The organism is Streptomyces sp. NPDC045998, from assembly GCF_056430285.1.
On record NZ_JBWKLJ010000002.1, the window covers coordinates 742,130 to 765,063 of the forward strand.

The 22,934-nt window shown below is 71.8% G+C and carries 19 protein-coding genes and 3 pseudogenes; 12 read left to right on the plus strand and 10 right to left on the minus strand.

Annotation, left to right across the window (positions count from 1 at the left end; translation table 11 throughout):
• Positions 1–21 precede the first annotated feature (21 nt).
• From AC07FJ_RS08280 to AC07FJ_RS08290, 3 genes are all read right to left on the minus strand, one after another.
• Entirely contained in the window at positions 22–288 is a 267-nt protein-coding gene (locus AC07FJ_RS08280; protein ID WP_479046626.1) for an alpha-amylase, read from the minus strand.
• Positions 289–807: 519 nt separating this feature from the next.
• Positions 808–2,529, minus strand: a complete 1,722-nt coding sequence (locus AC07FJ_RS08285) for an acyl-CoA dehydrogenase family protein (protein ID WP_479046627.1) — start codon at positions 2,527–2,529, stop codon at positions 808–810.
• A 61-nt stretch (positions 2,530–2,590) separates the two neighbouring features.
• Positions 2,591–3,259: a PadR family transcriptional regulator gene (locus tag AC07FJ_RS08290; RefSeq protein WP_479046629.1), complete on the minus strand. Its 669-nt coding sequence runs from the start codon at positions 3,257–3,259 to the stop codon at positions 2,591–2,593.
• Between the two features lie 175 nt (positions 3,260–3,434).
• On the opposite strand from AC07FJ_RS08290, the gene AC07FJ_RS08295 reads away from it, so the two are divergent.
• Complete coding sequence (locus AC07FJ_RS08295) at positions 3,435–4,358, plus strand: Rieske (2Fe-2S) protein (RefSeq protein WP_479046630.1); 924 nt, start codon at positions 3,435–3,437, stop codon at positions 4,356–4,358.
• Positions 4,359–4,418: 60 nt separating this feature from the next.
• On the opposite strand, the gene AC07FJ_RS08300 is transcribed toward AC07FJ_RS08295, so the two are convergent.
• A complete protein-coding gene (locus AC07FJ_RS08300; RefSeq protein ID WP_361429410.1) occupies positions 4,419–4,769 on the minus strand; it encodes a cupin domain-containing protein in 351 nt (116 codons plus the stop codon).
• 115 nt (positions 4,770–4,884) lie between these two features.
• Between AC07FJ_RS08300 and AC07FJ_RS08305 the strand changes: the two genes are divergently transcribed.
• Both AC07FJ_RS08305 and AC07FJ_RS08310 read left to right on the plus strand, forming a co-directional pair.
• Entirely contained in the window at positions 4,885–5,457 is a 573-nt protein-coding gene (locus AC07FJ_RS08305) for an ATP-binding cassette domain-containing protein (RefSeq protein ID WP_479046632.1), read from the plus strand.
• A gap of 98 nt (positions 5,458–5,555) precedes the next feature.
• A complete protein-coding gene (locus tag AC07FJ_RS08310; protein WP_479046633.1) occupies positions 5,556–6,515 on the plus strand; it encodes a hypothetical protein in 960 nt (319 codons plus the stop codon).
• 56 nt (positions 6,516–6,571) lie between these two features.
• On the opposite strand, the gene AC07FJ_RS08315 is transcribed toward AC07FJ_RS08310, so the two are convergent.
• Positions 6,572–7,048, minus strand: coding sequence for a hypothetical protein (locus AC07FJ_RS08315; protein WP_479046636.1), 477 nt, complete (start codon positions 7,046–7,048; stop codon positions 6,572–6,574).
• A gap of 210 nt (positions 7,049–7,258) precedes the next feature.
• On the opposite strand from AC07FJ_RS08315, the pseudogene AC07FJ_RS08320 reads away from it, so the two are divergent.
• Positions 7,259–7,838 (plus strand): annotated as a pseudogene (locus tag AC07FJ_RS08320) (Tn3 family transposase); the annotation flags it as partial.
• Between the two features lie 5 nt (positions 7,839–7,843).
• Here the strand turns inward: AC07FJ_RS08320 and AC07FJ_RS08325 are convergent.
• On the minus strand, positions 7,844–9,283 hold the full coding sequence (locus AC07FJ_RS08325) for an MFS transporter (RefSeq protein WP_479046637.1): 1,440 nt from the start codon (positions 9,281–9,283) through the stop codon (positions 7,844–7,846).
• Between the two features lie 369 nt (positions 9,284–9,652).
• On the opposite strand from AC07FJ_RS08325, the pseudogene AC07FJ_RS08330 reads away from it, so the two are divergent.
• Positions 9,653–10,072, plus strand: a pseudogene (locus AC07FJ_RS08330) (FAD-dependent oxidoreductase); the annotation flags it as partial.
• A gap of 46 nt (positions 10,073–10,118) precedes the next feature.
• On the opposite strand, the pseudogene AC07FJ_RS08335 reads toward AC07FJ_RS08330, so the two are convergent.
• The 3 genes and pseudogenes from AC07FJ_RS08335 to AC07FJ_RS08345 all read right to left on the minus strand — a co-directional run.
• A pseudogene (locus AC07FJ_RS08335) lies at positions 10,119–10,280 on the minus strand (hypothetical protein); the annotation flags it as partial.
• 410 nt (positions 10,281–10,690) lie between these two features.
• Entirely contained in the window at positions 10,691–11,623 is a 933-nt protein-coding gene (locus AC07FJ_RS08340) for an NUDIX domain-containing protein (protein ID WP_479046639.1), read from the minus strand.
• A 157-nt stretch (positions 11,624–11,780) separates the two neighbouring features.
• On the minus strand, positions 11,781–13,043 hold the full coding sequence (locus AC07FJ_RS08345) for a cytochrome P450 (protein ID WP_479046640.1): 1,263 nt from the start codon (positions 13,041–13,043) through the stop codon (positions 11,781–11,783).
• Positions 13,044–13,251: 208 nt separating this feature from the next.
• Here AC07FJ_RS08345 and AC07FJ_RS08350 point away from each other — a divergent pair, with 208 nt between their 5' ends.
• From AC07FJ_RS08350 to AC07FJ_RS08370, 5 genes are all read left to right on the plus strand, one after another.
• Positions 13,252–16,506, plus strand: a complete 3,255-nt coding sequence (locus AC07FJ_RS08350; RefSeq protein ID WP_479046642.1) for an amidohydrolase family protein — start codon at positions 13,252–13,254, stop codon at positions 16,504–16,506.
• A 164-nt stretch (positions 16,507–16,670) separates the two neighbouring features.
• A complete protein-coding gene (locus tag AC07FJ_RS08355) occupies positions 16,671–17,798 on the plus strand; it encodes a lytic polysaccharide monooxygenase auxiliary activity family 9 protein (protein WP_479046644.1) in 1,128 nt (375 codons plus the stop codon).
• Positions 17,799–18,081: 283 nt separating this feature from the next.
• Positions 18,082–19,281, plus strand: a complete 1,200-nt coding sequence (locus AC07FJ_RS08360) for a hypothetical protein (RefSeq protein WP_479046647.1) — start codon at positions 18,082–18,084, stop codon at positions 19,279–19,281.
• Between the two features lie 10 nt (positions 19,282–19,291).
• Positions 19,292–19,879 (plus strand): hemerythrin domain-containing protein, encoded by a 588-nt coding sequence (locus tag AC07FJ_RS08365; protein WP_479046649.1) that lies wholly within the window; start codon positions 19,292–19,294, stop codon positions 19,877–19,879.
• Between the two features lie 131 nt (positions 19,880–20,010).
• On the plus strand, positions 20,011–20,142 hold the full coding sequence (locus tag AC07FJ_RS08370) for a Rho termination factor N-terminal domain-containing protein (RefSeq protein ID WP_479046651.1): 132 nt from the start codon (positions 20,011–20,013) through the stop codon (positions 20,140–20,142).
• A gap of 12 nt (positions 20,143–20,154) precedes the next feature.
• Here AC07FJ_RS08370 and AC07FJ_RS08375 read toward each other — a convergent pair whose 3' ends face one another.
• Complete coding sequence (locus AC07FJ_RS08375) at positions 20,155–21,417, minus strand: cytochrome P450 (protein WP_479046653.1); 1,263 nt, start codon at positions 21,415–21,417, stop codon at positions 20,155–20,157.
• A gap of 148 nt (positions 21,418–21,565) precedes the next feature.
• Here AC07FJ_RS08375 and AC07FJ_RS08380 point away from each other — a divergent pair, with 148 nt between their 5' ends.
• Together AC07FJ_RS08380 and AC07FJ_RS08385 are read left to right on the plus strand one after the other, a co-directional pair.
• The gene (locus AC07FJ_RS08380; protein WP_479046656.1) at positions 21,566–21,931 is read left to right on the plus strand and encodes an STAS domain-containing protein; all 366 of its coding nucleotides are present in this window, start codon (positions 21,566–21,568) and stop codon (positions 21,929–21,931) included.
• On the plus strand, positions 21,928–22,857 hold the full coding sequence (locus AC07FJ_RS08385) for an anti-sigma factor RsbA family regulatory protein (RefSeq protein ID WP_479046658.1): 930 nt from the start codon (positions 21,928–21,930) through the stop codon (positions 22,855–22,857). The genes AC07FJ_RS08380 and AC07FJ_RS08385 overlap by 4 nt, the downstream gene beginning before the upstream one ends.
• Positions 22,858–22,934 lie beyond the last annotated feature (77 nt).

Below are 22,934 nucleotides of genomic sequence, written 5' to 3' on the forward strand. Positions count from 1 at the left end.
CAGCCCACCTTCCGCAGCAGGTCAGACGCTTGCAGGTGCGTCCGCCTCGGCGCAGAGGCGGACGCCGAGGGGGTCGTTGCCCTGCGGGCCGTAGCCCGCGAACGTCACCGTGTCACCGGCGGCGGCCTCGCGGCAGGGCGCGACGGTGCCGTCGCGGTACTCCACCGTCACCCGGTGCGGCGCGCCGCAGTGGTTGCCGACGAGCGTGTACCGCCAGCCGGCGGCCAGTTCCAGGCACGCCGGAGCCGGTGCGAGGGAACCGGCCGACGCCGCCGTCGCGGCGGGCACGGGACCGACTGCACCGAGGGTCACCAGCGCAGCAACGCTGAAAGTTGAACGGAAAAACCGCTTCACTGCCACTCCTGTCTTCATGAGTTGAACGACAGGGTTAGTGTGCGTCGCCGTCGGCGCGGGTGGACAAGGTTCGCGCCGACCTGTCCGAAGGCCGTGTGTCGCCGATGTTTCCTCCGGATGACGCCCTCGGGACGACGCCTCCGCCGACCTGCGGCGTTCCGCTCGCCGTCACGTCGCCCGGCGCGCCGCAGCACCTGGCGCAACCCGCCGTTCGCACCGGTCACAGGGCGCCCACCTGCACCGCCGCCCCGAAACGGGCGCAACCTGTCCGAGCGGCCGAACACTTCGGCCGGAAATCGCGCATGCTCACGGCCGCTCCCCGCTCCCCGCTCCCCGCTCCCCGCTTTCCGCTCCGGCTCCGGCTCCGGCTCCGGCAAGGCCCGTATCGGTGTGCGGGCGTGCGGTGCCCCCGGGTCACCGCGCTCCCGCACACCGGGTTCGCCGGTTCCGGGTCTACGGCGCCATCTCGTAAGCCCCGGACAGCGCCTCGACCCGCTCCCAGACGCGCGCCGACCGGCTGTCGTCGACGACCGGGCGCCGGACCGCGTCCAGGGCCCAGCGCTGCTGCTCGGGCGTGGCGGAGTCCTTGCCGTACAGCTCGACGGCGTACGCGGAGAAGTCGCGTACGAGGACGGCGAACAGCTCGTCCAGGACGTCCTCGTCCAGGCCGGTCGGACGGGCCTGCTCCAGGATCAGCTGGCTGTGCACGACCAGGGCGAAGAGCTGGCCGACGGCGAGGAGGAGGTCCAGGTCGCGGCTCTGCTCCTCGTTCGGCGCGGCGGTGGTGACGAACGTGCACAGGGCGTCCGCCTGCTCGCGGAAGCGGGCCACGTTCGGCAGGTGCGCGAAGGCGTCGAAGGCGGGGCGCCAGTCGTGGAAGCGGATCGAGCCCAGGCCGCGGGCCGGCCCCTGCTGGAAGAGGAACGCGTCGTCGGCGGCGTCCAGGCGCGTCGGCACGGGGGCGTAATCGGCCGGGTCCAGCAGGTGGTTGCGCATGAACTTCAGGATCAGCGCCAGGTTGACGTGGACCGTGCCCTCGAGCTTCGGCAGGCTGCGGATCTCCACGGCCGCCTGCGCGAAGTACGTGTCCTTCTCGAACCCCTTGGCGGCGATGACGTCCCACATGAGGTCGATGACCTTCTCGCCCTCGGTGGTCACCTTCATCTTGGTCATCGGGTTGAACAGCAGGTACCGACGGTCGTCGGGGCCCGCCGAGCGGAAGTAGTCGACGGCGCGGTCGCTGAACAGCTTCATGCCGACGAGCCGGACGTACGCGTCGGTCAGTTCGCGGCGCACGTGCGGGAAGGCGGTGACCGGGCGGCCGTACAGGATGCGGTTCTGCGCGTGCGTGACCGCCTCGTACATCGCGTGCTCGCAGATGCCGATGGAGGCCGTGCAGAGGTTGAACTTGCCGACGTTGACGGTGTTGAGCGCGGCGTCGAACGCGGCCCGCCCGGTGTGCAGGACGTCCTCGGCGCGCACCGGGTAGCCGTCGAGCCGGAACTCGCTGACGTACTTCGACGAGTCGACGACGTTCTTCACCAGGTGGTACGCCGGGTGGCGGCTGTCCGCGGCGAAGAAGACGTACCCGTCCGGGCCCTCGACGTCGGTGCGCCGGCCGAAGACGGAGACGAGCCCGGCGGCGTTGCCGTTGCCGATGTAGTACTTCGAGCCGCTGGCCCGGAAGCCGCCGTCGCCGTCGGGCTCCAGCAGCATGTCCGTGGAGTAGATGTCGGCGCCGTGGGTCTTCTCGGACAGGCCGAAGGCGAACACCTCGCCCTCCGCGAGCAGTTCGGCGGCGCGGGCGCGGGCCGCGGCGTTGTCGCTCTGCCAGACCGGTCCGAGGCCGAGGATCGTGACCTGCCACGCGTACCAGTAGTCGAGGCCGTAGAAGCCGAGGATCTCGTTGAGGGCGGCGATCCGCGCGGTGTCCCAGCGCTTGTCCGGCTGTCCCTCGGCGGCGGACGCGGGCGTCAGGAAGGTCTCGAACAGCCGCTCCTTCGCCGAGAACGCGAGGAAGTCCGCCAGCCATGCGCGGGAGCGGTATTCCTCGATCAGCTTGCGCTTGCCGCGCTCCTCGAACCAGTCGACGGTGGCGCGCAGCAGCCTGCGGGTCTCGGGGTCGAAGTGCGCGGGGTCGTAGGTGCGCGGGTTGAACAGCAGCGGGTCAGCCATGGATGTTCGCCTTTCCGGCTTGGGGACAGGGGGGGGGAAGCACAGGGAGAGCCGACGGGGTTCAGCGACCGGAGCGGAGCCGGTGGAGGGTGGCGAGCACGTCGTCGAGCCAGGCGATCATCATCCGCTCGTACGCGATACCGCCCCGCAGCACCGCGTGTTGGAGCTCCCGCCCGGCATCGAACGCGCCGCCCGTGCCGCCGGAACCGTCCGCGTCGATGGAACCGCGCGTGCCGCCGGAACCGCCCTCGCCATCGGAACCGTCCGCGTCGACGGAACCGGGTGCGTCGACCGGCCTTCCGGGAACCCGGTCCGCGCCGAAGTCCCGCTGCTCTCCGGCGAGATAGTGCGCGAGCCGGTCGCGGTGCAGGCCCTGGTGGCGCTCCACCTCCTCGATCAGCGCGGCCGGGTCGTCGAAGGCGGCCCCCCGGATCTTCACGGCGAGGTCGTGCCGGACGCTCTCGGGCTCGATCGGATCGTGCAGCCACCGGGAGAGGGCCGCCCTGCCCGGGGCGGCGACCGAGTACTCCTTCTTGTCCGGCCGGGTCTGCTGCGCCACCTCGCGCACGTCGATCCAGCCGTCGGCCTCCATGCGCTTGAGCACGCGGTAGATCTGCTGGTGGGTGGCGGTCCAGAAGTAGCCGATGGACCGCTCGAAGCGCCGGGCCAGCTCATAGCCGGAGCCGGGCTTCTCCAGCAGGGAGACGAGGATCGCGTGCTCGAGCGCCATGCCGTGATCCTGCTATGCAACTTGTTGCATAGACAAGTCGTGGCGTCCCGGTGAGACCCGGCTCACTCGGCGGCACGCCGTTTCATCCGGGGTGTGAGCGGCTACCCGGAACGGCATGACCGGGATGAAACGAACGGGCAAGCTTCAGGGTGGGACCGCGGTGGTGCGGCGGCTCATGCCGTCGGCCGAAGGGCCCGGCCGCGTCCTTCGGGGCGCGGACGGGCTGGAACGGTGGTCCGGAGCCGACTGGCTGATCGGCGCGGTGCGGTCCGCGGTCCAGGCCGCCCCGCTGGGCGCCGCGCGGGACGTGCTGCACGGGCGCTGGCTCGGGCATCCCCTGCACCCGCTGATGGTGCAGGTGCCCATCGGGACGTGGCTGTCGGCGGCGGTGCTCGACGCCCTGCCCGGCAACCGCCGGGCCTCCCGGGCTCTGATCGGCGTGGGTCTCGCGACGGCCGGGCCCGCCGCGGTGGCCGGCTGGGTCGACTGGGCCGACCTCCCCAAGCAGCAGCAGCGCGTCGGGCTCGTCCACGCCGCCGGCAACATCACCGCCGTCGCCCTGTACGCGGCCTCGTACGCGGCCAGGCGCCGCGGCCGCGTGTGGCGGGGCAAGGCGCTGGGACTGGCCGGACTGTCGGCGGTCATGGTGGGCGGCGCGCTGGGCGGCCACCTCGCCTACCGCCAGGCCTCCGGCGCGAACCACGCCGAACAGGTGCCGAACATGACGGAGCCCGGCTGGCACGCCCTCGGGGACCTCGCCGACTTCCCGGTCGGCAGGGCGGTACGGAGCCATGTCGGCGAGGTGGCGATCATGGTGTTCCGCGAGCCGGGCGGAGCCGTCCATGTGCTGGCCGACCGGTGCAGCCACATGGCCGGACCGCTGTCGGAGGGCGAGATCCACGACGGCTGCGTGCGCTGTCCGTGGCACGGCAGCGTCTTCCGGCTCGCCGACGGCTGGAACGTCCGGGGCCCCGCGACGGCGCCTCAGCCGTCGTTCGACACCCGGGTGACCGACGGGCGCCTCGAAGTACGGCTGCGGCACCTCGCGGACGTCACGGCGGGCGCGGCGGCGGCGACCCGTGCGACCCGCGCGGGGTGACGCGGGTCAGCGGACGGGCCGTTCCGCGTCGGCGGATCGGAAGGCCGGGCGCCCTTGGCCTCAGAGGCAGATGTGGTACGCCTTGCGCAGGGTCTCGTGCACCGTCCAGGTCGTCCGGTCCCCTTCGCGCAGGACACACGCGTCACCCGGCCCGAGTTCCAGGGTGTCCCCGCCCTCGACGGCCACGGTGGCGCGCCCGCTGACGACGACGAACAGCTCGTTCGCCTCCGTGTCCGTCACCACGCCGGGCGTGATCTGCCAGATGCCGCGCACCTGCTTGCCGTCGGCGGACTCCCACAGCACCTTCCCGGTCACCACCGGGTCGCCGGAGACGATCTGCTCGGGGTCCAGGGGCTCGGGCTCCAGCTCGGCGTCGGGAACGTGCACCACGAAGGAGGACTGGTTCGTCATGGGCCCTGACTGTACGCACTCAAGGTCGAGGCGTACGGGGAGGGGGTCGCATGGATCCAACCGACCCGAAGGTCCGCAGCGTGTCCGAGGAGCTGAGAGCGGTGAGGCTGCGTCCGTGATCTTCACCCGCTCCCCGTTCCAGTCGATGACCGCCGCCACCCTCGAAGCCCACGACGCCCAGGTCGTCCGCGCCGGCGTCCCCCTCCTCCGCGACATCTCCCCGCGCGATCGGCGCGGGCAAGTCGACGCTGCTCGGCCTGCGGGCCCCCATCGGACACATGAACCCCCGCCACCCCCTCCGTTGGCGCTGCGCGTACGCGAGGTCGTCCTGACCGGCCTCACCGACTCCATCAAGCGCCTACCGCGCCGGCTGCCGTCCGCCGATGAGGAGGAGCGGGCCGACCGGCGGACGGAGATGCTCGCTGGCGGGCCGGAACGAGGCGCGCTGGTCGACGCTCTCCTAGGGGGAACGCTGCGGACCCTCATCGCCGGTGCGCTGATGCCGCGGCCGCGGCTCCTGTTCCTGGACGAACCGGCCACGGGGCTCGATGTGGGCGGCCGTGAGCTGCTGCTCGACCGGCTGGACACTCTGCGCGAGGCCCACCCCGGACTCGCCTCCCTGCTGGTGACCCACCACCTGGAGGAGCTCCCGGCCGGTACGACCCACGCGCTGCTGCTGCGGGCCTGACGCGCCCTGGCCTCCGGCCCGGTCGCCGAGGTGCTGACCAGTGACCTCGTCAGCACCTGTTTCGGCCACCCCGTCCAGCTGGACCGCAGGGACGGGCTGTGGAGCAGCTGCCCGCAGCCTGTGCAGTCCTGCGCCCGCGGCTTGAGCAGTTCGGCGAGCTGGCCTTCGGCGCGCGCGTGGTCGGCGGTGGCGCTGTTCAGCCGGCCATGGGCGGCGACGACCTGCTTGGCGGTCCTTCTGCGCTCAAGCTCGGCCGCCTTGTGCAAGGCCACGACCCGCCCGCCTTCCCCGATCGCGGTCTTCAGTGCCGCGTCAGTCTGCTGCCACCGCTGCGTTGCCTCACGGTGTTCGCGCTGCTTCTGCTCGTATATGGCACGGAGGCTGGCCGGGTCAGCCAGCGCGCCGCTGTCCCGCAGCTTCTTGAACGCTGCCAGTGCGGAGCGGGCCGCCCGGTATCGCGACGTTGCCTCGGAGTCGTTCTTCTCCAGGTCGGCCAAGGCCTCGTTCCACAACCCGAGAAGCACCTCCGCGCCAGGATCCGCGCCTCGTCCTTCCCGCCGCCAAGGGAACTCCCAGACGATCGTGTTCTGCCACAGCGCCATGACGGTGCCGTAGAAGTCGTCCAGGCCGACACGGGTTGCCCCGCGCACGGCGGCGGGCAGGCCGAGCAGGTCCTGGACGAAGGCCCCGGCTGTCGTCTCGCCGGGTTTGGTGCTGCTCACCGGCAGCAGGTGCTCGATCTCGTCCTTGTCGTCGAGTTCTTCGAAGACACCCGGGCGCGCGGGTTGGATCCACTGCGAGTGACCGCCGGGGCCCGCGATGCGGAAGACCAGCCGGACGTACGCGCAGTTGCGGACCTCCGGCATGACCGTTGCCGTCAGCAGGCCCAACGGGTAGAGCAGCGCCTCGAGGGCGGTGGACCGGAAACGACCACCGGCCGTACGGGTGACGGGCTCAGCATGGGGCCGGATCGCCCGCGAGCGGCACTGGCTGCCCGAGCCCGGCTGGGTGGACTGCAGGCCGCCGTCGGCATTGAGCACCGGACGACGGCCCGGTAACGACCCGTACGACGGCGTAGGCCGGCTGCCGGCGCGCACTCGCAGAGTTCGCCAGGTCAGTCCGAGGGCGGCAGGGCAAAGCAGTGCGAGGCGCCAAGGCTCCTAAAGCCTGCCTGCCCTTGGGTTGCGAGCTCAGTATGCGGCTGCTCGGCTCCCTCAGCGTTGGACGTGATGGCCTCGGTTCCAAGCTTCACGGCTAGCTCCGCCGAGGCAGTACTCGTTGCGGTAAGGGAGTCCAGGAGACGTGAGATCTCCTGCTCATGCGAGCCGGGTGTCTTGATCTTCCCGAGCTCGCCGCTGAACCGTCGCTCGGCTGCGCTCACGGCCTCCCAGGCGTATGCCGCCGTCTGGTAGTCCGCTGGCTGGTAGCCTCCGTCGTCCAGTACGAAGAGGGCGGTCGATGCCCTGGCCCACTTATCGACGAGCTCACCGTGCAGCCCGTCGCATGCGGCGTTGGCCTGCTTCACCCAGTCCTCCAGCGTGAACCGTTCTCTTGTCGTGATCGTGAAGATCAACCCTGCGATGCCGGCCAAACCGGCAAGCACCCCGATCCACCAGCCGACATGCCTGCTCAGCCGCCGTCCTGTCTGTGTCTTCCTGCTCTTCGCTCATGTCGGCAGGTTGCCCCGGCGACGCAAGGAGGGGGCGTCGGGGACCCGGAAGTGCACTCGCGTGGCTGGCTGTTCCACCGAAGATCGCCACAGCCCCACGCGTGCCGCAGACCCAGGCAAGGACTGCGGCACGGCTACAACTTCAGCCCCCGTTTCCGTGACCTGGACGACCAGCGGTTCCGGCGGGGCACGATGCCCGGCGACGGCCGCCCGACCCCGCTGGGGGCGGCGTTCGCCGAGTACGGGCGCATCGTCAAGACCGAGCACCTGCTGCGCGTGGTCGACCCGGTGGACGACACCTACCGTCGGCAGATGAACCGGCAGCTCACCGTGCAGGATTCCTGCCACAAGCTCGCCCGGAACGTGTGCCACGGCAAGCGCGGCACCATCCACCAGGCATACCGGGACGGGATGGAGGACCAGCTCGGCGCGCTCGGCCTGGTCCTCAACGCCATCGTGCTGTGGACCACGAAACACATCGACGCTGCCGTCGCCCGGCTCCGCGCCGAGGCCACGAGATCCGGGACGAGGACATCGCCCGGCTCTCCCCGCTCAAGCACCGCAACGTGACCTGCTCGGCCGCTACAGCTTCACCGCCTCGGTTCCTGTCGCCGGCGCCCTGCGCCCCCTGCGCGATCCGGACACGCCCGAACTGGGCGAGGACGACGGCGGTGAGCCCGCGTGGACCAGTAGCCGAAGGCGCCGTCAGTAAGGCGTTCACGCGGCTGACCCGCGATCACTGGTTGGAGCGCAGCTTGCACACGATGGAGACTCGTTTGGACCGGGTGCACTGGAAGCAGGTTCAGGATGCCAGTCACGCGTCAGCTCTTGAGCCTCCCATCCGTCGACGGATGGCTGCGGTTCCGCGTCTGATGTCCGTTCCCACTCAAGCTCGATCGGCGCGGCGGCGATGAGGGTGGGTCGACGGGACCGGTTCAGGGCTGTCGCCGCGGACAATACGACCGGGGCCGCAGCAAGTGCGAAACACACAGGCAGGGGAAGGCGGCCCACCAGTAGTCCTGTGGCAGCTGTGGCCCCCGCTGAACCGGCGTTGAAGGCAGTGTTGACCCATGCACCCGCTCTGGTGCGACTGGCTGGATCGGCGCACTCATCGGCGATTAGGTAGGCGGTGGTGATAGCCGGGGCGACGAATAGGCCGCCGAGTGCCGCCCACAGAATGAGCACGTGGGGATGGGGGGAAAGCCCCGTAGCGGCCAAGGGCAGGCCCAGGGCCGCAGCGAGGAATGCCAGCCGTAGTCTGCTTGAGGCGCGCCATGAGATGGCTCCATAGACCAGGCCGCCGATCGCGCTGCCCCCAGACAGCGCGGCCAGGACCCAGGCGACCACCTCGGGTTCTTCATATGCGTCAGCGAAGGCGATTACAAGGAGATCGAACGCCCCTAGACACATGCCCACCGCGGCGGAGACGGCGATCGCCTGACGCAGCCCGGAACCACCTTGGAGTAGCCGACGGGGGAGGGCAGGTCGTACACCGGAGACGAAACTCTCTGACGGCTCCGGCCTGACGGGGTCCTTCCTCGTGGCAGGCCAGCCGTGGACCGCCGGAGACGAGATGAGGGTGAGTGAGCCGGTCAAGACGAGTGCGGCGCTCACCGCAAGACCGACCGATGGTGCCGCGACTTGCACCAGCAGTCCGACCAGCAGCGGTCCTGTGACAAAGAGGAGCTCCTCTGCGACCGCGTCCAGACTGTACGCACGCTGCAACAGGCGCCGGTCGGGAACCAACTCACTCCACAACGTCCGCATCACCGGGCCGAGCGGCGGCGTACACGCGCCGGTGGGCACCGCCAAGAGCCCCAGCAAAACTCCTGACGCACCTGGCCGCGAGGTCGCGAAGGCCAGTCCGGTCAGCAACAGCGCATAGGCGGACGCCATAGGGAGCAAAGCTCGGCGTGGCCCGTGTCGGTCGACCAGACCGGCCCGGGCCGGTGAGAGAAAGACGCTGGTCAGCCCGAACAGGGCCATGACGGTGCCGGCTATGGCATAGGAGTCGGTGGCTTCTTTGATCGCCAGAACCAGCGACAAAGAGACCATTCCGTAGGAAAGCCGGCCCAGCAACGCCGCACCGAACGTGCGACAGGCGTAGCGGGTGCGCAGCACAGCCGCGTACGAAGGGGCCAGGGAAGACGAAGACATGATCACGTTCCTCGAAGACAGCGCCGAAGTGAGGCGCTCGCACGTGCATGGGCAGCGAGGACTGCGCCCAGTGGGCGCGGTCTGCACCGGCTGCTATGCACGAGGGAAGAACATGCGGGCACCGTAGCAGAACATGAGAACGAGCCCGGTCGCCCCCGCCCTCACAGCTGTCGGCAAACGATCGTTTGACGACAGGGTGTTCGCAGAACCACTTGGCGCTTTGCTGCAGTCTCGGGAGGTCAGGACCCGGATGGCGCCATCGCACCCTGCCAAAACGGCTTGCATCTTTGCCGTACTGCGTTGCCGGATCGCAGGGTGGGGTCATGAGCGAGCGAGAGATGACGCGAGTGGACGGGTACGGCCTGGGACGTGGTCGTGGTCGGCGGAGGGGCGGCCGGACTTTCGGCCGCGCTGACCCTGGGCCGGGTGCGTCGGTCGATGCTGGTGATCGGCGCGGGAACCGCGCAACGCCCCGGCCATCGGGGGCGGCGCGCACGGCATTCTGGGGCCGGGAGGGCATGTCGCCACTGGAATTGCTGCGACTGGGCCGGGAGGAAGTCGCAGCGTACGGCAGCCGGGTGGCGCAGGTGCACCGGGACGGTGAGGAGTTCTCGGTGGTCACCGAGGACTGACAGCGGGTGCGGGCGCGGCGGGTACTGGTGACAACGGGGCTGGTCGATGAGCTGCCCGACGTGCCCGGGCTGGCCGAGCGGTGGGGGCGCGATCCTGCACTGCGTGTACTGCCACGGCAGGGAGGTTCGTGACCGGGCGATCGGCGTGCTGGGCAGCTTCCACCGTGCATGTCCACGGTGCGTGTGCTCACGAAGAGCTCACCGGCGATCTCGCGGTTCGTCCGGCCGTCGGCCAGCAGGTGCAGCACCTCCCCCCGGCACAGTGCGATCGCCGAGTCGATGGCGTCGGCGACCGCGGCGTAGTCGGCCGCGTACCCGAGGGCCTCGCCCAGCTTGTAGTACGCCTCGCCGGTCGCCTCCGGCACTGTACGGAGAGGGCGAGCTCCAACCCGGACCGCGCGAGGGCGACTCCCTGGGCCCCGGTACCGAGGGCGGAGCGGAGGGGCCCTGCATCGCCAGCGCGCGGGCCTGCAGGTCCGTACGGCCCGCCGCCCGCGCGTCCTCGGCCACCGCCTGGTCCAGGCCCTCCGCGAGCCGCACCGCGGACTTCGGCTCGTCGGCCAGCATCAGCCGCTCCGCCGACGCTTCGGCCGCAGGCCCGCGCCGTGTACGCGTCGGCCGCGCTGCCGCGCTCGGCGACCGAGCGGGACCAGTCGCCCAGCAGCGCGGCGTTGGCCCCGCGCCGATGGGCCGACGCGGCGCGCGGGAGGTCGCCCCGGGAGCGCCTCGAGTAGCCCGGCGTACTCGGCCGCCCGGCCGACCAGGAGCGACCGCATCACCACACCAGACAGTCCAGTTCGCCCGTTCTGTCCCGGCCGGCGCCCTCCGTACGATGATCAGTTGCTCTCCTCGACCGACTGACCGACTGGCCGACTGACCGGCACCCCCCGCGGAGAAGGCCGACCTCGAGGCGTAGTGGCGCGATCCGGGCCCGGGCGTCTCCCTCCGCACCCGCCTGCGCCTGGTCCCGGCGGAAGAACAGCTGGACGCGCGGTTCCGCGGCGGCCCGGTCGAGCACGTGGACGGTGTGCACCAGGTGCAGGTCCTCCGGCCGCAGGAGGAGACCGGCCTCCTCGGCGGCCTCCCTCACCAGGGCCGACCGGACGGACTCGTACTCGACGTGTCCCGCGAGCGCGTGCCAGTGCTCGGCCGCGTACGCCACCTCAGGGTGGCGCAGTCCGAGGAGCGTGCGCCCGTCGCGCTCCAGGTAGAGGTGCGCGCCGATCACGTTCCGCACGGCGCCGGAACGCTGTTGCGGCACCGTCGCGAGCGCGGGCGCGGCGACGGAAGCCCGCCGGTGGTGGGCGAGGATCGCTTCGTACGCCCACGGACACATCGTCAGCCGCGCCATGGTCGCCACGTCGAACCAGCGGAACATGATGCCCTCGCCGACCGGCAACCGGTCGGCGTCGCCGTCCCACCGGCCCGTGTACACCCGGATGTGGCCCTCCGTCACCTGGGGGCCTTCGGCGCGCACCGTCGTGAAGGGCGTGAGGCCGGGGAGGACGAGTCCGGCCTCCTCGCGCAGCTCGCGGGCGATCGCCTCGTCGAGCGTCTCCGCCCCCTCGGGTGCGCCGCCGATCAGCGACCAGGTGCCCGGATCGCAGATGGGTTTGTGGGCGTCGCGCAGGTGCAGCAGGTACTGGCCGCGCGCGTCGGTGAGGATCACGGCGGTACTCGTGGCGGTGCCGGGGCCGCTGCGTCGCATGGGTGCCACCTTCCTGAAGGGGGCGGCGGGCCGGACGGACCCGCCACCCGTCACCGTATCGATGAGGGAAAACGCCTTCGTCCGCCGGACGTCACGCCCGTGCCCGGGGCACGTGGCGCACGCCTGCGCGGGGGTGAGCGCACCCGGACGGCCGCGGTCAGCCCTCGGCCTCCACCGGCATGGTGACGATGCCGTGGAAGGTCGGGTTCGGCGTCCAGCGCGGCCTGGAGAGGTCGTAGCGCGCGGCCACCCCGGGCATCCGGTCGAGCAGGCCCAGCAGCACCTCCTCGACCTCCGCCCGGGCGAACGCCGCCGCGATGCAGGCGTGGTACCCGCCGCCGAACCCGAGGTGCCGGCGGCCGGTGCGGCCGGGGCGGAAGACCCCGGGGTCCTCGAAGGCCTCCGGGTCGCGGCCGGCGGCGCCGAGGAAGAAGTAGACGGAGTCGTCGCCGCGGATCCTCCTGCCGTGCAGTTCGATGTCGTCCTTCGCGTGCCGGGTGACGTACTGCAGCGGTGCCTCGAGCCGGATGCACTCCTCCACCGTCGCGCTCACGCGGGCGCGGTCCGCCTTCAGCGCCGCGAACTCCCGCGGGTGCGCGAGAAGCAGGTGCAGGCAGTTGCTCAGCAGGTACTGCGGGATCTTGTGCCCGCCGAAGACGAGGTGGATGATCTGCCGGATCACCTCGGCGTCCGTCAGGGCCCCGGGCCCACCGGAGTCGTCGGCGTCCCTCACGACGAGCCGGGTGAGCAGGTCGTTCCTCGGGCTCCGGCGCCGCTCCTCGATCGCGCGGGTCAGGAACCCGACGATCTCGCGCAGGCTGCGCCGGGTCCGCGCACCGGTCTCGCGGTCGGGCGCGGCCTTGACGACGAAGTCCTGCATGAAGGCGGCGATGTCGTCGGACCATCCGATGAACCGCTCGACCTCCTCCGCCGGGATGCCGAGCATCCTGCCCAGGACCATGGCGGGGACCGGATGGGCGACCGCCTCCACGAAGTCGAAGGAGCCGCCGGTCCGTTCGAGGACGAGATCCAGCTGTTCCGAGACGATGCGCCGGATCTCGGGACGGATGAGGTCGATCTCCCTGCTCCAGAACGCGCGGTTCATGTGGCTGCGCAGCCGGGTGTGGACCGGACGGTCGTTGTAGACCATCCAGGCCGAGACGATGTCGACGATGTCCTGGAACCGCCCCTCCTCGCCCGGCGGAACGTTCCTCATCTTGTTCCTCACCAGCGGACCGGTGAGGAAGGCGTCCCCCACCAGGTGGGCGGACACGTCCGCGTAGCGCGTGATGAACCAGGACCGGGTCTCCTCGTGCCAGAACACCGGCTCCCTGGTGCGGAGCGCGTCGTAGATCTCGTAGCGACCGTCCTGGAAGCGTTCGTCGTAGAGGCTGAACTGCTCGAGGGAAGGAGTCGGCATGCCGGAGATCCTGCCCTGCCGGTACGTGTGTCGCGTGGACCTCGCCGGGGCCCATGCGTGCGCTTGGCGCGAACGCGGCGCCCGGGCGCACACCGGCGAGGCCGTGCATAGGTGAGGGGCCCGCGCGGAAGGATGCTCCTGCGCGCGCGGGCGCGTGGTGATCCGCCGAGCGCTTCGACCGGGAGGACCGTTGGACGCAGGGCAGCCGATGTCCGGGGCTGAGGGTCTCTCCCGCCGTGGATTCCTCGCGGGAGCCGGGGTGGCGGCCGGCACCGTGCTCGTCGCCACGGGGACCGGGGCCGGGGCCGCCGACGCCGCCACCGCCGCGGCCCCGCCGCGGCCCGCCGGCCCGCGCCTGGAGTTCACCGCCGCCACCAACGGCTCCGCCGACCTCCTGCCCGCGGGCGACCGGCTCATCGCCGAGGTGCAGCACACCCTGTGGTCGGTGCCCCGCGCGGGCGGCAGGGCCCTCCCGCTCACCCCGCCCGACCTGGAGCCGAACCGGCCGGCCGTCTCGCCCGACGGCGCGCTCGTCGCCTTCTGCGCGTACCGGGACGGCGGGTTCCACCTGTGGACCGTGCGCCCCGACGGATCGGAGCTCCGCCGGCGCACCGAAGGGCCCTGGGACGACCGGGGCCCGGCCTGGTCCCCGGACGGCACCCGGATCGCGTTCGCGTCCGAGCGCGGCGGCGATCCGGTGACGGGCGCGCCGTACCGGATCTGGGTGCTCGACCTGAGGGGCGGAGGGCTCACCCGGGTGACTGGACTGCCCGGCCAGGACGGCCCGTCGCAGGACGGCGCCTGGGAGGACTTCGACCCCACCTGGTCCCCGGACGGCGAACGGATCCTGTTCGTACGGGCCCGGGCCCTGACGAGCCCCACCGGCACGGTGACCCTGGAGGCCCGGACGGTGGCGGCCGTGGCCGCCGACGGGAGCGGCGCGGTCGACGTCGTGCACACCGAGCGCGCCACCGCCCAGGTCATGGCCCCGGCCGTCGCACCGGACGGGAAGCGGCTGGCGTACCTCCGGACCACCCCCGCGCCCCGGGGCTCCTGCACCCTCGTGGTCGACGGCGCGCCGGTGGCGGTCGACGGCGACATCGCGCCCGTACCGCCGCGCTGGACGGCCGACGGAGAGCTGCTGCTGACCGTCGACGGCCGCTTCACGCTCGTCCGCCCCGAGGCGCCCCACACCGCCGAACCGATCCCCTTCCGGGCGGCGCTGCCCGTGGAGCGGCCGCGCTACCGCGCCAAGGAGCACGACTTCGACGGCGACCGGCTGCGCCCGGTGCGCGGAATCCACCTCCCGGCGCTGTCACCCGACGGCCGGAGCGTCGCCTTCGCCGCGCTCAACTCCCTCTGGGTGGCCGGCACGACCGGCGGGCGGCCACCCCGCCGGCTGCTGCGCGCCGACGCCACCCGCTATGTCCTCGGACCCGTTTGGGCGCCGGACGGCCGGTCCCTGGTGTACTGCGACGACAGCGACGGCCTGCTGGGCGTGTACCGGCTCGACCTCGGCTCCGGTACGCGCACGGCGCTCGCCACCGGCGGCCGGGTCCTCCCGGCCCCGTCGCCCGACGGCACCCGGCTGGCCTGCCTCGACATGGCGGGCAACGTCATCCTCCGCGACCTGTCCACGGGAGCCGAACGCGTCCTCGCCGCGCCCCTCGGCGGCGGAGGGCTGCCGGGCCGGCCGAGCTGGTCCCCGGACGGCCGCCATCTCGCGTGGTGCGACCGCAACCGGCTGAACCGGCGCTTCCGCGAGGGCTACAACCTCATCCGGGTCGCCGACACCGAGACCGGCTCCACCCGCCTGCACGCCGTCCAGCCGCACGCCTCGATCTCCGACCGCTACGACTCCGGTCCGGTCTGGTCGCCCGACGGGCGCTGGATGGCGCTGATCGTCGAATCGGCGCTGTGCCTGCTGCCGGTGGCGCCGGACGGCACGCCCCGCGGCCCGCTGCGCCGGCTCGGCGACGAAGCGGCCGACCACCCCTCCTGGTCGGGCGACTCCCGCACCCTGCTGTACCTCTCCGGGGACCGGCTGAGGCTGCTGCGGCTCACCGGCCGGGAGGACGGCCGGCCCCGCACCGTACGCGTCCCCCTGGACCACCGGCGCCCGACGCCGGCCGACACGGTCGTACACGCGGGCCGGCTGTGGGACGGCACGGGCGGCGACACCTCGGTACGGGAGGACGTCGACATCGTCGTACGCCGCGGACGCGTCGCGTCGATCGAGCCGCACCGGCCGGCCCGCGCCCGGCCGGCACTGCGGCGTGTCGACGCCGGGCACGGCACGGTGCTGCCCGGGCTGTGGGACACGCACAGCCACCCCTGGCAGAGCACCTACGGCGGCCGCCAGACGGCCGCCCAGCTGTCGTACGGCATCACCACGGCCGTCTCGCTCGGCGGGTTCGCCTACGAACAGGCCCGCCTCCGCGAGGCGATCACCGCCGGGCAGCTGGCCGGGCCCCGCCTGCTGACCTGCGGCGAACTGCTCGACGGCGCCCGCGTGGCGTACAGCATGGGCAGAGCGCACCACACGCGTGCGGGCCTGCGGCGGTCCCTGGAGCGCGGGGCCGCGCTCGACTGGGATGTGGTCAAGACGTACGTACGCGCCCCGGCCTGGGTGATGGAGGAGGCCGCCCGCTTCGCCCACGAGCGGCTCGGCGTCCCCGCGGGCAGCCACTTCTGCTCGCCGGGCGTACAGACCGGGCAGGACCTGACCACCCATCTCCAGGCGACGCAGCGTGCCGAGTTCGGGCACGCGACGACGGCGTCCGGGCGGTCCTACCAGGACGTCGAGGAGATCTACACCGCGCGGGGCGTGGACTTCACGCTGATCGCCACGCCCTTCTCGGCGATGAGCCTGGTGGGCGCCGACCCCGGGCTCGCCCGCGATCCCCGCGTCACGACCGTCATGGCGCCCTGGGACACCGCAGCCGTACGGGAGCTGGCCGCGCGCCCGCCCAGTGAGGCGCAACTGGCCGCGCTGCGCACCGAGACTGGCCTGTACCGGCGGGTGCTCGCCGCGGGCGGACTGGTCGCCCTGGGCACCGACGCACCGATCGTGCCGGTGGGCCTCTCGCTGCACATGAACCTGCGGGCGATGCACCACCTGGGTGGCCTGTCCCCGGCCGAGGCCCTCCGCACGGCGACCCTGCTGGCCGCCCGTGCCTTCGGGGCCGAGCGCGACCTGGGGAGCCTGGAGGTCGGCAAGGTGGCGGACGTGACGGTGGTGGACGGGGATCCGTTCGCGGACTTCGACACGCTGGTGCGTACGGTCTCGGTGCTGCGGGGCGGGGTGCCGTACGAACAGGCCGCGCTCGTCGCCGCGTTCGCCGGTACCGGCAGGGGTTCGGGTACCGGCCGCTCCCAGGAGCCTTCCGACGCGGACTGGTCGGCCGTCGGGCGGCAACTGCGGCGGGACGGCTGCTGCGGCGCGGACGGCGGACTCGGCTGAGCTTCTCGGGACGCGTTTCTCGGGACGTTCCCTTTACACCCTCTTTACGTCTGGGTACCGTAGCGATGGGAGCGCTCCCAAGTGGCGGGGCAAACACGGTCAAGCAACGCATTGTCATGCGCAGATCATCACTGCCACTCGAAAGGCTCGAAGGGTGAGGCCTTGTGTCACGACGTAAGACGTACTCCCTGGCAACCGCCTTCGCCACGCTCCTGTCCGCGATAGGGCTGCTCCTCCTGGGGCAGAACACGGCGCAGGCGCACGGCGTCGCCATGATGCCCGGCTCGCGCACGTACCTGTGCCAGCTGGACGCCATCACGGGCACCGGCGGGCTGGACCCCACCAACCCCGCCTGCAAGGACGCGCTCGCGCAGAGCGGCGGCAGCGCCCTGTACAACTGGTTCGCCGTGCTCGACTCCAACGCCGGCGGGCGAGGCGCCGGCTACGTCCCGGACGGCAAGCTGTGCAGCGCCGGCGACCGCTCCCCGTACAACTTCTCCGCCTACAACGCGGCCCGCGCCGACTGGCCCAGGACGCACCTGACGTCCGGGGCGACGATGCGGGTGAAGTACAGCAACTGGGCGGCGCACCCGGGCGACTTCCGGGTCTACCTCACCAAGCCGGGCTGGTCGCCCACGAAGCCGCTGGCCTGGGGTGACCTCGACCTGATCCAGACGGTGACCAACCCGCCCCAGCAGGGCTCCGTGGGCACCAACGGCGGCCATTACTACTGGGACCTGAAGCTGCCTTCGGGCCGCTCCGGTGACGCGATGATCTTCATCCAGTGGGTGCGTTCGGACAGCCAGGAGAACTTCTTCTCCTGCTCCGACGTGGTCTTCGACGGCGGCAACGGCGAGGTCACCGGCATCCGGGGCTCGAACCCGACGCCGACGCCCACCCCGACCCCGACCCCGACCCCCACGCCGACCCCGACCCCGACCCCCACGCCGACCCCGACCCCGACTCCCACCGACCCCCACACCGGCTCCTGCATGGCCGTCTACAACGTGGTCAATTCCTGGAACGGCGGCTTCCAGGCCTCCGTGGAGGTGATGAACCACAGCACCACGCCGACCAGCGGCTGGGGCGTCACCTGGAAACCCGGCACCGGCACGAAGATCAGCAGCATCTGGGGCGGATCCTTGACGAACGGCGCGGACGGCACGGTCACCGTGCGGAACGTGGACTACAACCGGACGATCGGCGCCGACAGCAGCGTCACCTTCGGCTTCACCGCCACCTCGACGGGCAACGACTACCCGATCGGCATGATCGGCTGCGTCACCCCGTAATCCCGTCGCTCTCCCCGTCCTCCGCCGAGCCCCACGCGCCCGGCGGGGGACGCGTGCGTGATCGACGTCGCCGCGAGTGCGGTGTCCACCGCGAGGTCAAGGAGGTGCGGGCCGATGGCCCCGGTGATTACCCCGGAGGGAGCAACGGGCGAGGGCGCGGGCGGTAGGCGGAATCCGGAAGCGGTTAAGCATGTCTCTCGCCCCGGCCGAAACGCATCGTTCCCCGTACGCGTTTCGGGGTACCCAGCCGTGCAGTCCACTGCCACCGCCCACAGGAGGCCCCATGTCCTTCAATCCGCTGGAGCAACGCGGTATCCCGCTGGACCGTCAGCTCAGGAACTGGCGCGAGCTGAACGTCGAGCCCATCGACCCCGACCACTGCGACCCGTACACCCGCTGCCGCATCATCACGATGAACGGCATCGAGGTCGAGGCGATCCTCTTCAGCCACCAGCTCGCCCGCAACACCATCGACCCCGAGGTGAAGCGGCAGCTGGCCGAGACCCGCTACATCGAGGCCCAGCAACAGAAGGTCGTGAACTGGCTGCTGCCCGGCGTGTCGTCGGTCCTGGAGACGACGATCGCGTACGAGCAGGTCGCCGTGGACCTCACCGCCTGGATCGCGCGGATGGAGCCCGACCCGTACCTGAAGCAGGCGTACCAGTTCGGCGTCCTGGAGGACTTCGACCACCTGTACCGGTACGCGAACCTGTACGAGATGATCGAGCACCGCAAGGCGGAGTCGATCGTCGACAACCTCACCGAGATCATCCCGGGCCGCCCGACGAAGTACCACCACCGGCACCCCGCCGACAACGTCCGCGACCCCTACGACCGCGAGCAGACGAACCCGCTGTCGAAGCTGCACGCCCTGACCGTCATGTCGGCGGAGCAGCAGACGATGAACTTCTACATGAACACCGGCTCCACCTACATGGAGCCCATCGCCCGCCAGCTCTACCAGGAGATCGGGCTCATCGAGGAGGAGCACGTCACCCACTACGAGTCGCTGGTCGACCCGGGCGAGACGTGGTGGGAGCAGCTCGTGAACCACGAGTACAACGAGTGCTACCTGTACTACTCCTTCATGGAGCAGGAGAGCGACCCGAAGGTCAAGGCCATCTGGGAGCTGCACCTCAACATGGAGCTGGAGCACCTGCGCATCGCGTGCGACCTGATGCGGCGGCACGACGGGCGCGACCCCGAGTCGGTGCTCGCGCCCGAGCTGCCCAACGTGCTCACCTTCGAGCCCAACAAGGCGTACGTACGCGACCTGCTCGCCACCCAGATCGACCTCACCACCCTGGGCGCCGGCTATGTGCGCGAGGCCCACGAGCGGTTCGAGAAGATGCAGGCCGCGATCAACGGCGGCGAGGAGCCGCCCAGCGAGCGCGTCATGGCCCAGCACCAGGACATGTTCGGCCGCGAGTACCGCGTCGAGACCGAAGGACCGCACCCCGACCCCGCCCTGCAGGAGAAGTAGGAGGCCCGCCGTGTCCCCGATCGACACCCCCCACGCCGGCGACGACAACGCCCCGGACGACGACGTCGTTTCGCTGCTGATGCGCCAGCACGGAGACATCCGCAACCTCTTCGACGAGGTCGAGCGGTGCACCGGAGACGAGCGCCGGGAGGCGTTCCGCCGCCTGGTACGCCTCCTCGCGGTCCACGAGACGGCGGAGGAGGAGGTCGTCCACCCCTTCGCCCGCCGTTCGATGCCGGGCGGCGACGAGGTGGTCGAGGACCGTCTCGCCGAGGAGCACGCCGCCAAGAAGGTGCTGGCCGCCCTCGACGGCATGGACACCGACGACCCCGCGTTCATGCCGCAGCTGCTCGCGCTGCGCGCCGACGTACAGGCGCACGCCCGCGCCGAGGAGCGCTACGAGTTCACCCACATCCGGCGCAGCACGGACGGCGCGCGGCTCGCGGCGATGGCGCGGGGCGTCAAGGCCGCCGAGGCCATGGCCCCGACCCGGCCGCACCCCGGCGTGGAGTCGGCCGCGGCCAACGTCGCGCTGGGCCCGGTCGCCGCGCTGATGGACCGCACCAAGGACGCCGTGCGCAAGGCTATGGGCCACTGACCGGACCGCCGGCCGCCGGCCGCCGGACACCCCCCCGCCCCCGCCGGACGCGCCGGCGGGGGCGTCGGTCGCGTGCGAGGTGGAAGGCCGAGCAGCAGCGGTCCGGCACCTCCATGGAGGAGCTGGAGCACATGCGCATGGAGGAGCTGGAGCGCATGCGCATGGAGGAGCTGCGCGGTCTCGCCCACGAGCGCGGAGTCGGCAGGGTCAGCGCGCTGCGCAAGCGGGAGCTCGTCGAAACGATCAGCGGAGCCGGCGGCTGACGGCCCGCACGGTCACCCGGCGTTCCCGTCGGCGTCGAGCCGTACGGCCGCGATCCGCAGGCCGTCGCGCGGCCGGGTGGGGATGCGCCCCAGGGGAATGGCGAGGTCCTGGTCCGGCACGTCGTACCGCAGCCGCGCCAGCCGGATGGAGAGGGCCTCCAGCAGCGCGATGGTGACGGCCTCGCCGGGGCACCGGTGCCCCGTGGACGGGTCGCCCCCGCCCTGTGGGACGAGCTCGTCCCGGTCCACCGGGTGCTGCAGGAAGCGTTCGGGGCGGAAGGTGTACGGATCGCCCCACAGCGCGGTGTCGTGGTTCTGGCCGTACACGTCCAGCACGACGAGCGCGCCCCGGGGGATCGGGTGGCCCCGCCAGTCCAGGTCGTCGGCCGCCCGGCCCGCGAGGAAGGGTGCGAAGGGGTAGAAGCGGCGGACCTCGTGCACGAAGGCCGCCGCGTACGCCGCGTCGTCGTCCTGGAGCCGCTTGCGGTGCTCGGGCCAGCGGTGCAGCGCGTGCGCGGCGAACGCGACGAACCAGGCCACCGCGACCGTCGGCCGGATGACATTGAGCAGTTCCACGGCGGCGGTGCGCGCGTCCAGGGCCCGCCCGTCGGAGTCGCGGTGCCGGGCCACCACGTCGACGACCGAGCCCTCGGGCATCTCGACCGCCCCGGCGCGTACGTCCTCCACCAGCCCGCCCAGCCAGGCCTCGCACCGGCGGCGTGCCGCGCGGGCGCGCCAGTGGCGCGGTCCCGGGGTGGCGAAACCGTCGACCATCGCCACCATGTCGCGCGCCACCGCGCCGGTGCGCGCGACCTCCAGGGGTACCCCGGTCCAGCGGCACACCCCCGCTGTCAGCACCTCCGCCGCCTCGTCGAACAGCACGACTTCCGGCTGCCGGCCCCACTGCCGCACGGCACCATCCCACGCGTCGCCGACGAGCTCCACCAGATCCGCGACGCGCGCCGGCGGTGTCAGCAGGGAGAGGAACATCGCCTTGCGGACCCGGTGGCCCTCCCCGTCAAGCGTGTGCACCGCACCGTCACCGAAGAGGGTGGCGCGTACCGGTTCCGGGAGAACCCCACCGCGGCGGACGTTGGCCTCGTCGTAGAAGAACCGCACGGCCTCGGGTCCTCGGAGAGCCACCGCGTGCCGCCCGAGGAGCCGGACCCGGACGACGCCGTCCGGGGCGCGCCGCATCCGGTTGGGCAGCCAGGCGTAGCCCTTCAGGAACAGGGAGGCGGTGCGATCGGCGAGGGGAGTTCGGTGTGCAGGCATAGCCCCACAAATGCCCCATACCGTACGAACGGAAACCGCGCCGGGCGGGCGGCACCCCCGCCGTGGAGCTCGTACGCCAACCGCTGTCGTCTTGTTACGGCCGCCCCGGGGTGACATGCCGACGGCCGCGGCGGGTACGGTACGGAAAATGAGCATGAAGGGCCGACCTGCCGGCCGGGCGGGTTTCGACGCGGAACCGGGGGAAGAGGCTTCCCTCGAGGCGCATCCGCTGGGGGACCTGTCCGGCCTGCGGGTGAACGGGGAGATCAGTGTGACCACGCGCTTGGCTTGGCGCACGGTGCTGGAGGAGCTAGTGCGGCAGCCAGGGGACGCCTGTCATGCCGATCTGGCGCAGGTGTCGTTCATCGACGTCGCCGGCGCCACCGATCTGGTACTCACCGCCCAGGCGATGCCGCGGGGTCGAAGGATCGTCCTGCACAGCCCTCCGCCACAATTGCCCCGCATACTGGAACTCTTCTGGCCGGAAGTGACCGAGATCGAGGTGGCATCGTGACGAGCGAGGTCACCGTCGGGGACCCCTTCGTGCATCCGGCGCTGTTCTACCGCGGCGCGGCGCAGTACGTGGCGGGCACGGTCCCCTTCATCCTGGACGGTCTGGACGGCGGCGAGCCCGTGGCCGTCGCGGCCCCTCCCGCCCGCCTGGAGCTGATCCAGACGGAGCTGGGCGACCGCGCGAGCGAGGTCCACTTCGTCGACATGACCAAGGCGGGCCGCAACCCCGGCCGCATCATCCCGGGCGTGCTGCGGGCGTTCGCCGACAGCCGGGGACCGGGGCGGATCCGCATCATCGGGGAGCCGATCTGGCCGGGCCGCACGGAGGTGGAGTACCCGGCCTGCGTGCAGCACGAGGCGCTGATCAACCATGCGTTCGCCGGACGTGACGTGACGATCCTGTGTCCGTACGACGCGGACGGACTGGACCCCCAGGTGCTGGCCGACGCCCTGGAGACCCACCCCGTCGTCCTCGACGACTCCGGTGAGGCGGTCTCGGCCGCCTACGACCCCGAGGGGGTCATCGCCCGCTACAACACGGCGCTGCCCGCCCCGCCCGGCGCCGCGTCGTACGCCTTCGCCGCCGGCCTGCTGCCCGGCGTACGGCACTTCGCCGTCGAGCAGGGCCGGCGGCTCGGCCTCACCGAGCCGCGATCGCAGGACCTGGCCCTCGCCGTCGCCGAGCTCACCACCAACAGCGTGGTGCACGGCGCCGGGGAGGGGGTCCTGCGGATCTGGGCCGAGGGCGGACAGGTCGTCTGCGAGGTCCACGACGGCGGGCGGCTGACCGACCCGCTGGCCGGGCGGCGCCCCCCGCCGCCGCACCAGCCGGGCGGACGCGGGCTCCTCCTCGTCCACCACCTGTCCGACCTCGTACGGCTCCACACCGGCGACACGGGTACCACGATCCGCTTCTACCTGAGCTGAACCCGGGCTCAACCGGGCTCAACCGGGTTCAACCGGGCTCAACCCGTGCCGTCGTGGCCCCCGCTGTGCCAGGGGGG

Bases quoted from the DNA above. Each gene is read 5' to 3' on its own strand.
- AC07FJ_RS08290 (WP_479046629.1), bottom strand. From the start codon at position 3,259: ATGGCGCTCGAGCACGCGATCCTCGTCTCCCTGCTGGAGAAGCCCGGC.
- AC07FJ_RS08340 (WP_479046639.1), bottom strand. From the start codon at position 11,623: ATGCGACGCAGCGGCCCCGGCACCGCCACGAGTACCGCCGTGATCCTC.
- AC07FJ_RS08345 (WP_479046640.1), bottom strand. From the start codon at position 13,043: ATGCCGACTCCTTCCCTCGAGCAGTTCAGCCTCTACGACGAACGCTTC.
- AC07FJ_RS08295 (WP_479046630.1), top strand. From the start codon at position 3,435: ATGCCGTCGGCCGAAGGGCCCGGCCGCGTCCTTCGGGGCGCGGACGGG.
- AC07FJ_RS08285 (WP_479046627.1), bottom strand. From the start codon at position 2,529: ATGGCTGACCCGCTGCTGTTCAACCCGCGCACCTACGACCCCGCGCAC.
- AC07FJ_RS08370 (WP_479046651.1), top strand. From the start codon at position 20,011: ATGCGCATGGAGGAGCTGGAGCGCATGCGCATGGAGGAGCTGCGCGGT.
- AC07FJ_RS08380 (WP_479046656.1), top strand. From the start codon at position 21,566: ATGAGCATGAAGGGCCGACCTGCCGGCCGGGCGGGTTTCGACGCGGAA.
- AC07FJ_RS08375 (WP_479046653.1), bottom strand. From the start codon at position 21,417: ATGCCTGCACACCGAACTCCCCTCGCCGATCGCACCGCCTCCCTGTTC.
- AC07FJ_RS08325 (WP_479046637.1), bottom strand. From the start codon at position 9,283: ATGTCTTCGTCTTCCCTGGCCCCTTCGTACGCGGCTGTGCTGCGCACC.
- AC07FJ_RS08300 (WP_361429410.1), bottom strand. From the start codon at position 4,769: ATGACGAACCAGTCCTCCTTCGTGGTGCACGTTCCCGACGCCGAGCTG.
- AC07FJ_RS08350 (WP_479046642.1), top strand. From the start codon at position 13,252: ATGTCCGGGGCTGAGGGTCTCTCCCGCCGTGGATTCCTCGCGGGAGCC.
- AC07FJ_RS08360 (WP_479046647.1), top strand. From the start codon at position 18,082: ATGTCCTTCAATCCGCTGGAGCAACGCGGTATCCCGCTGGACCGTCAG.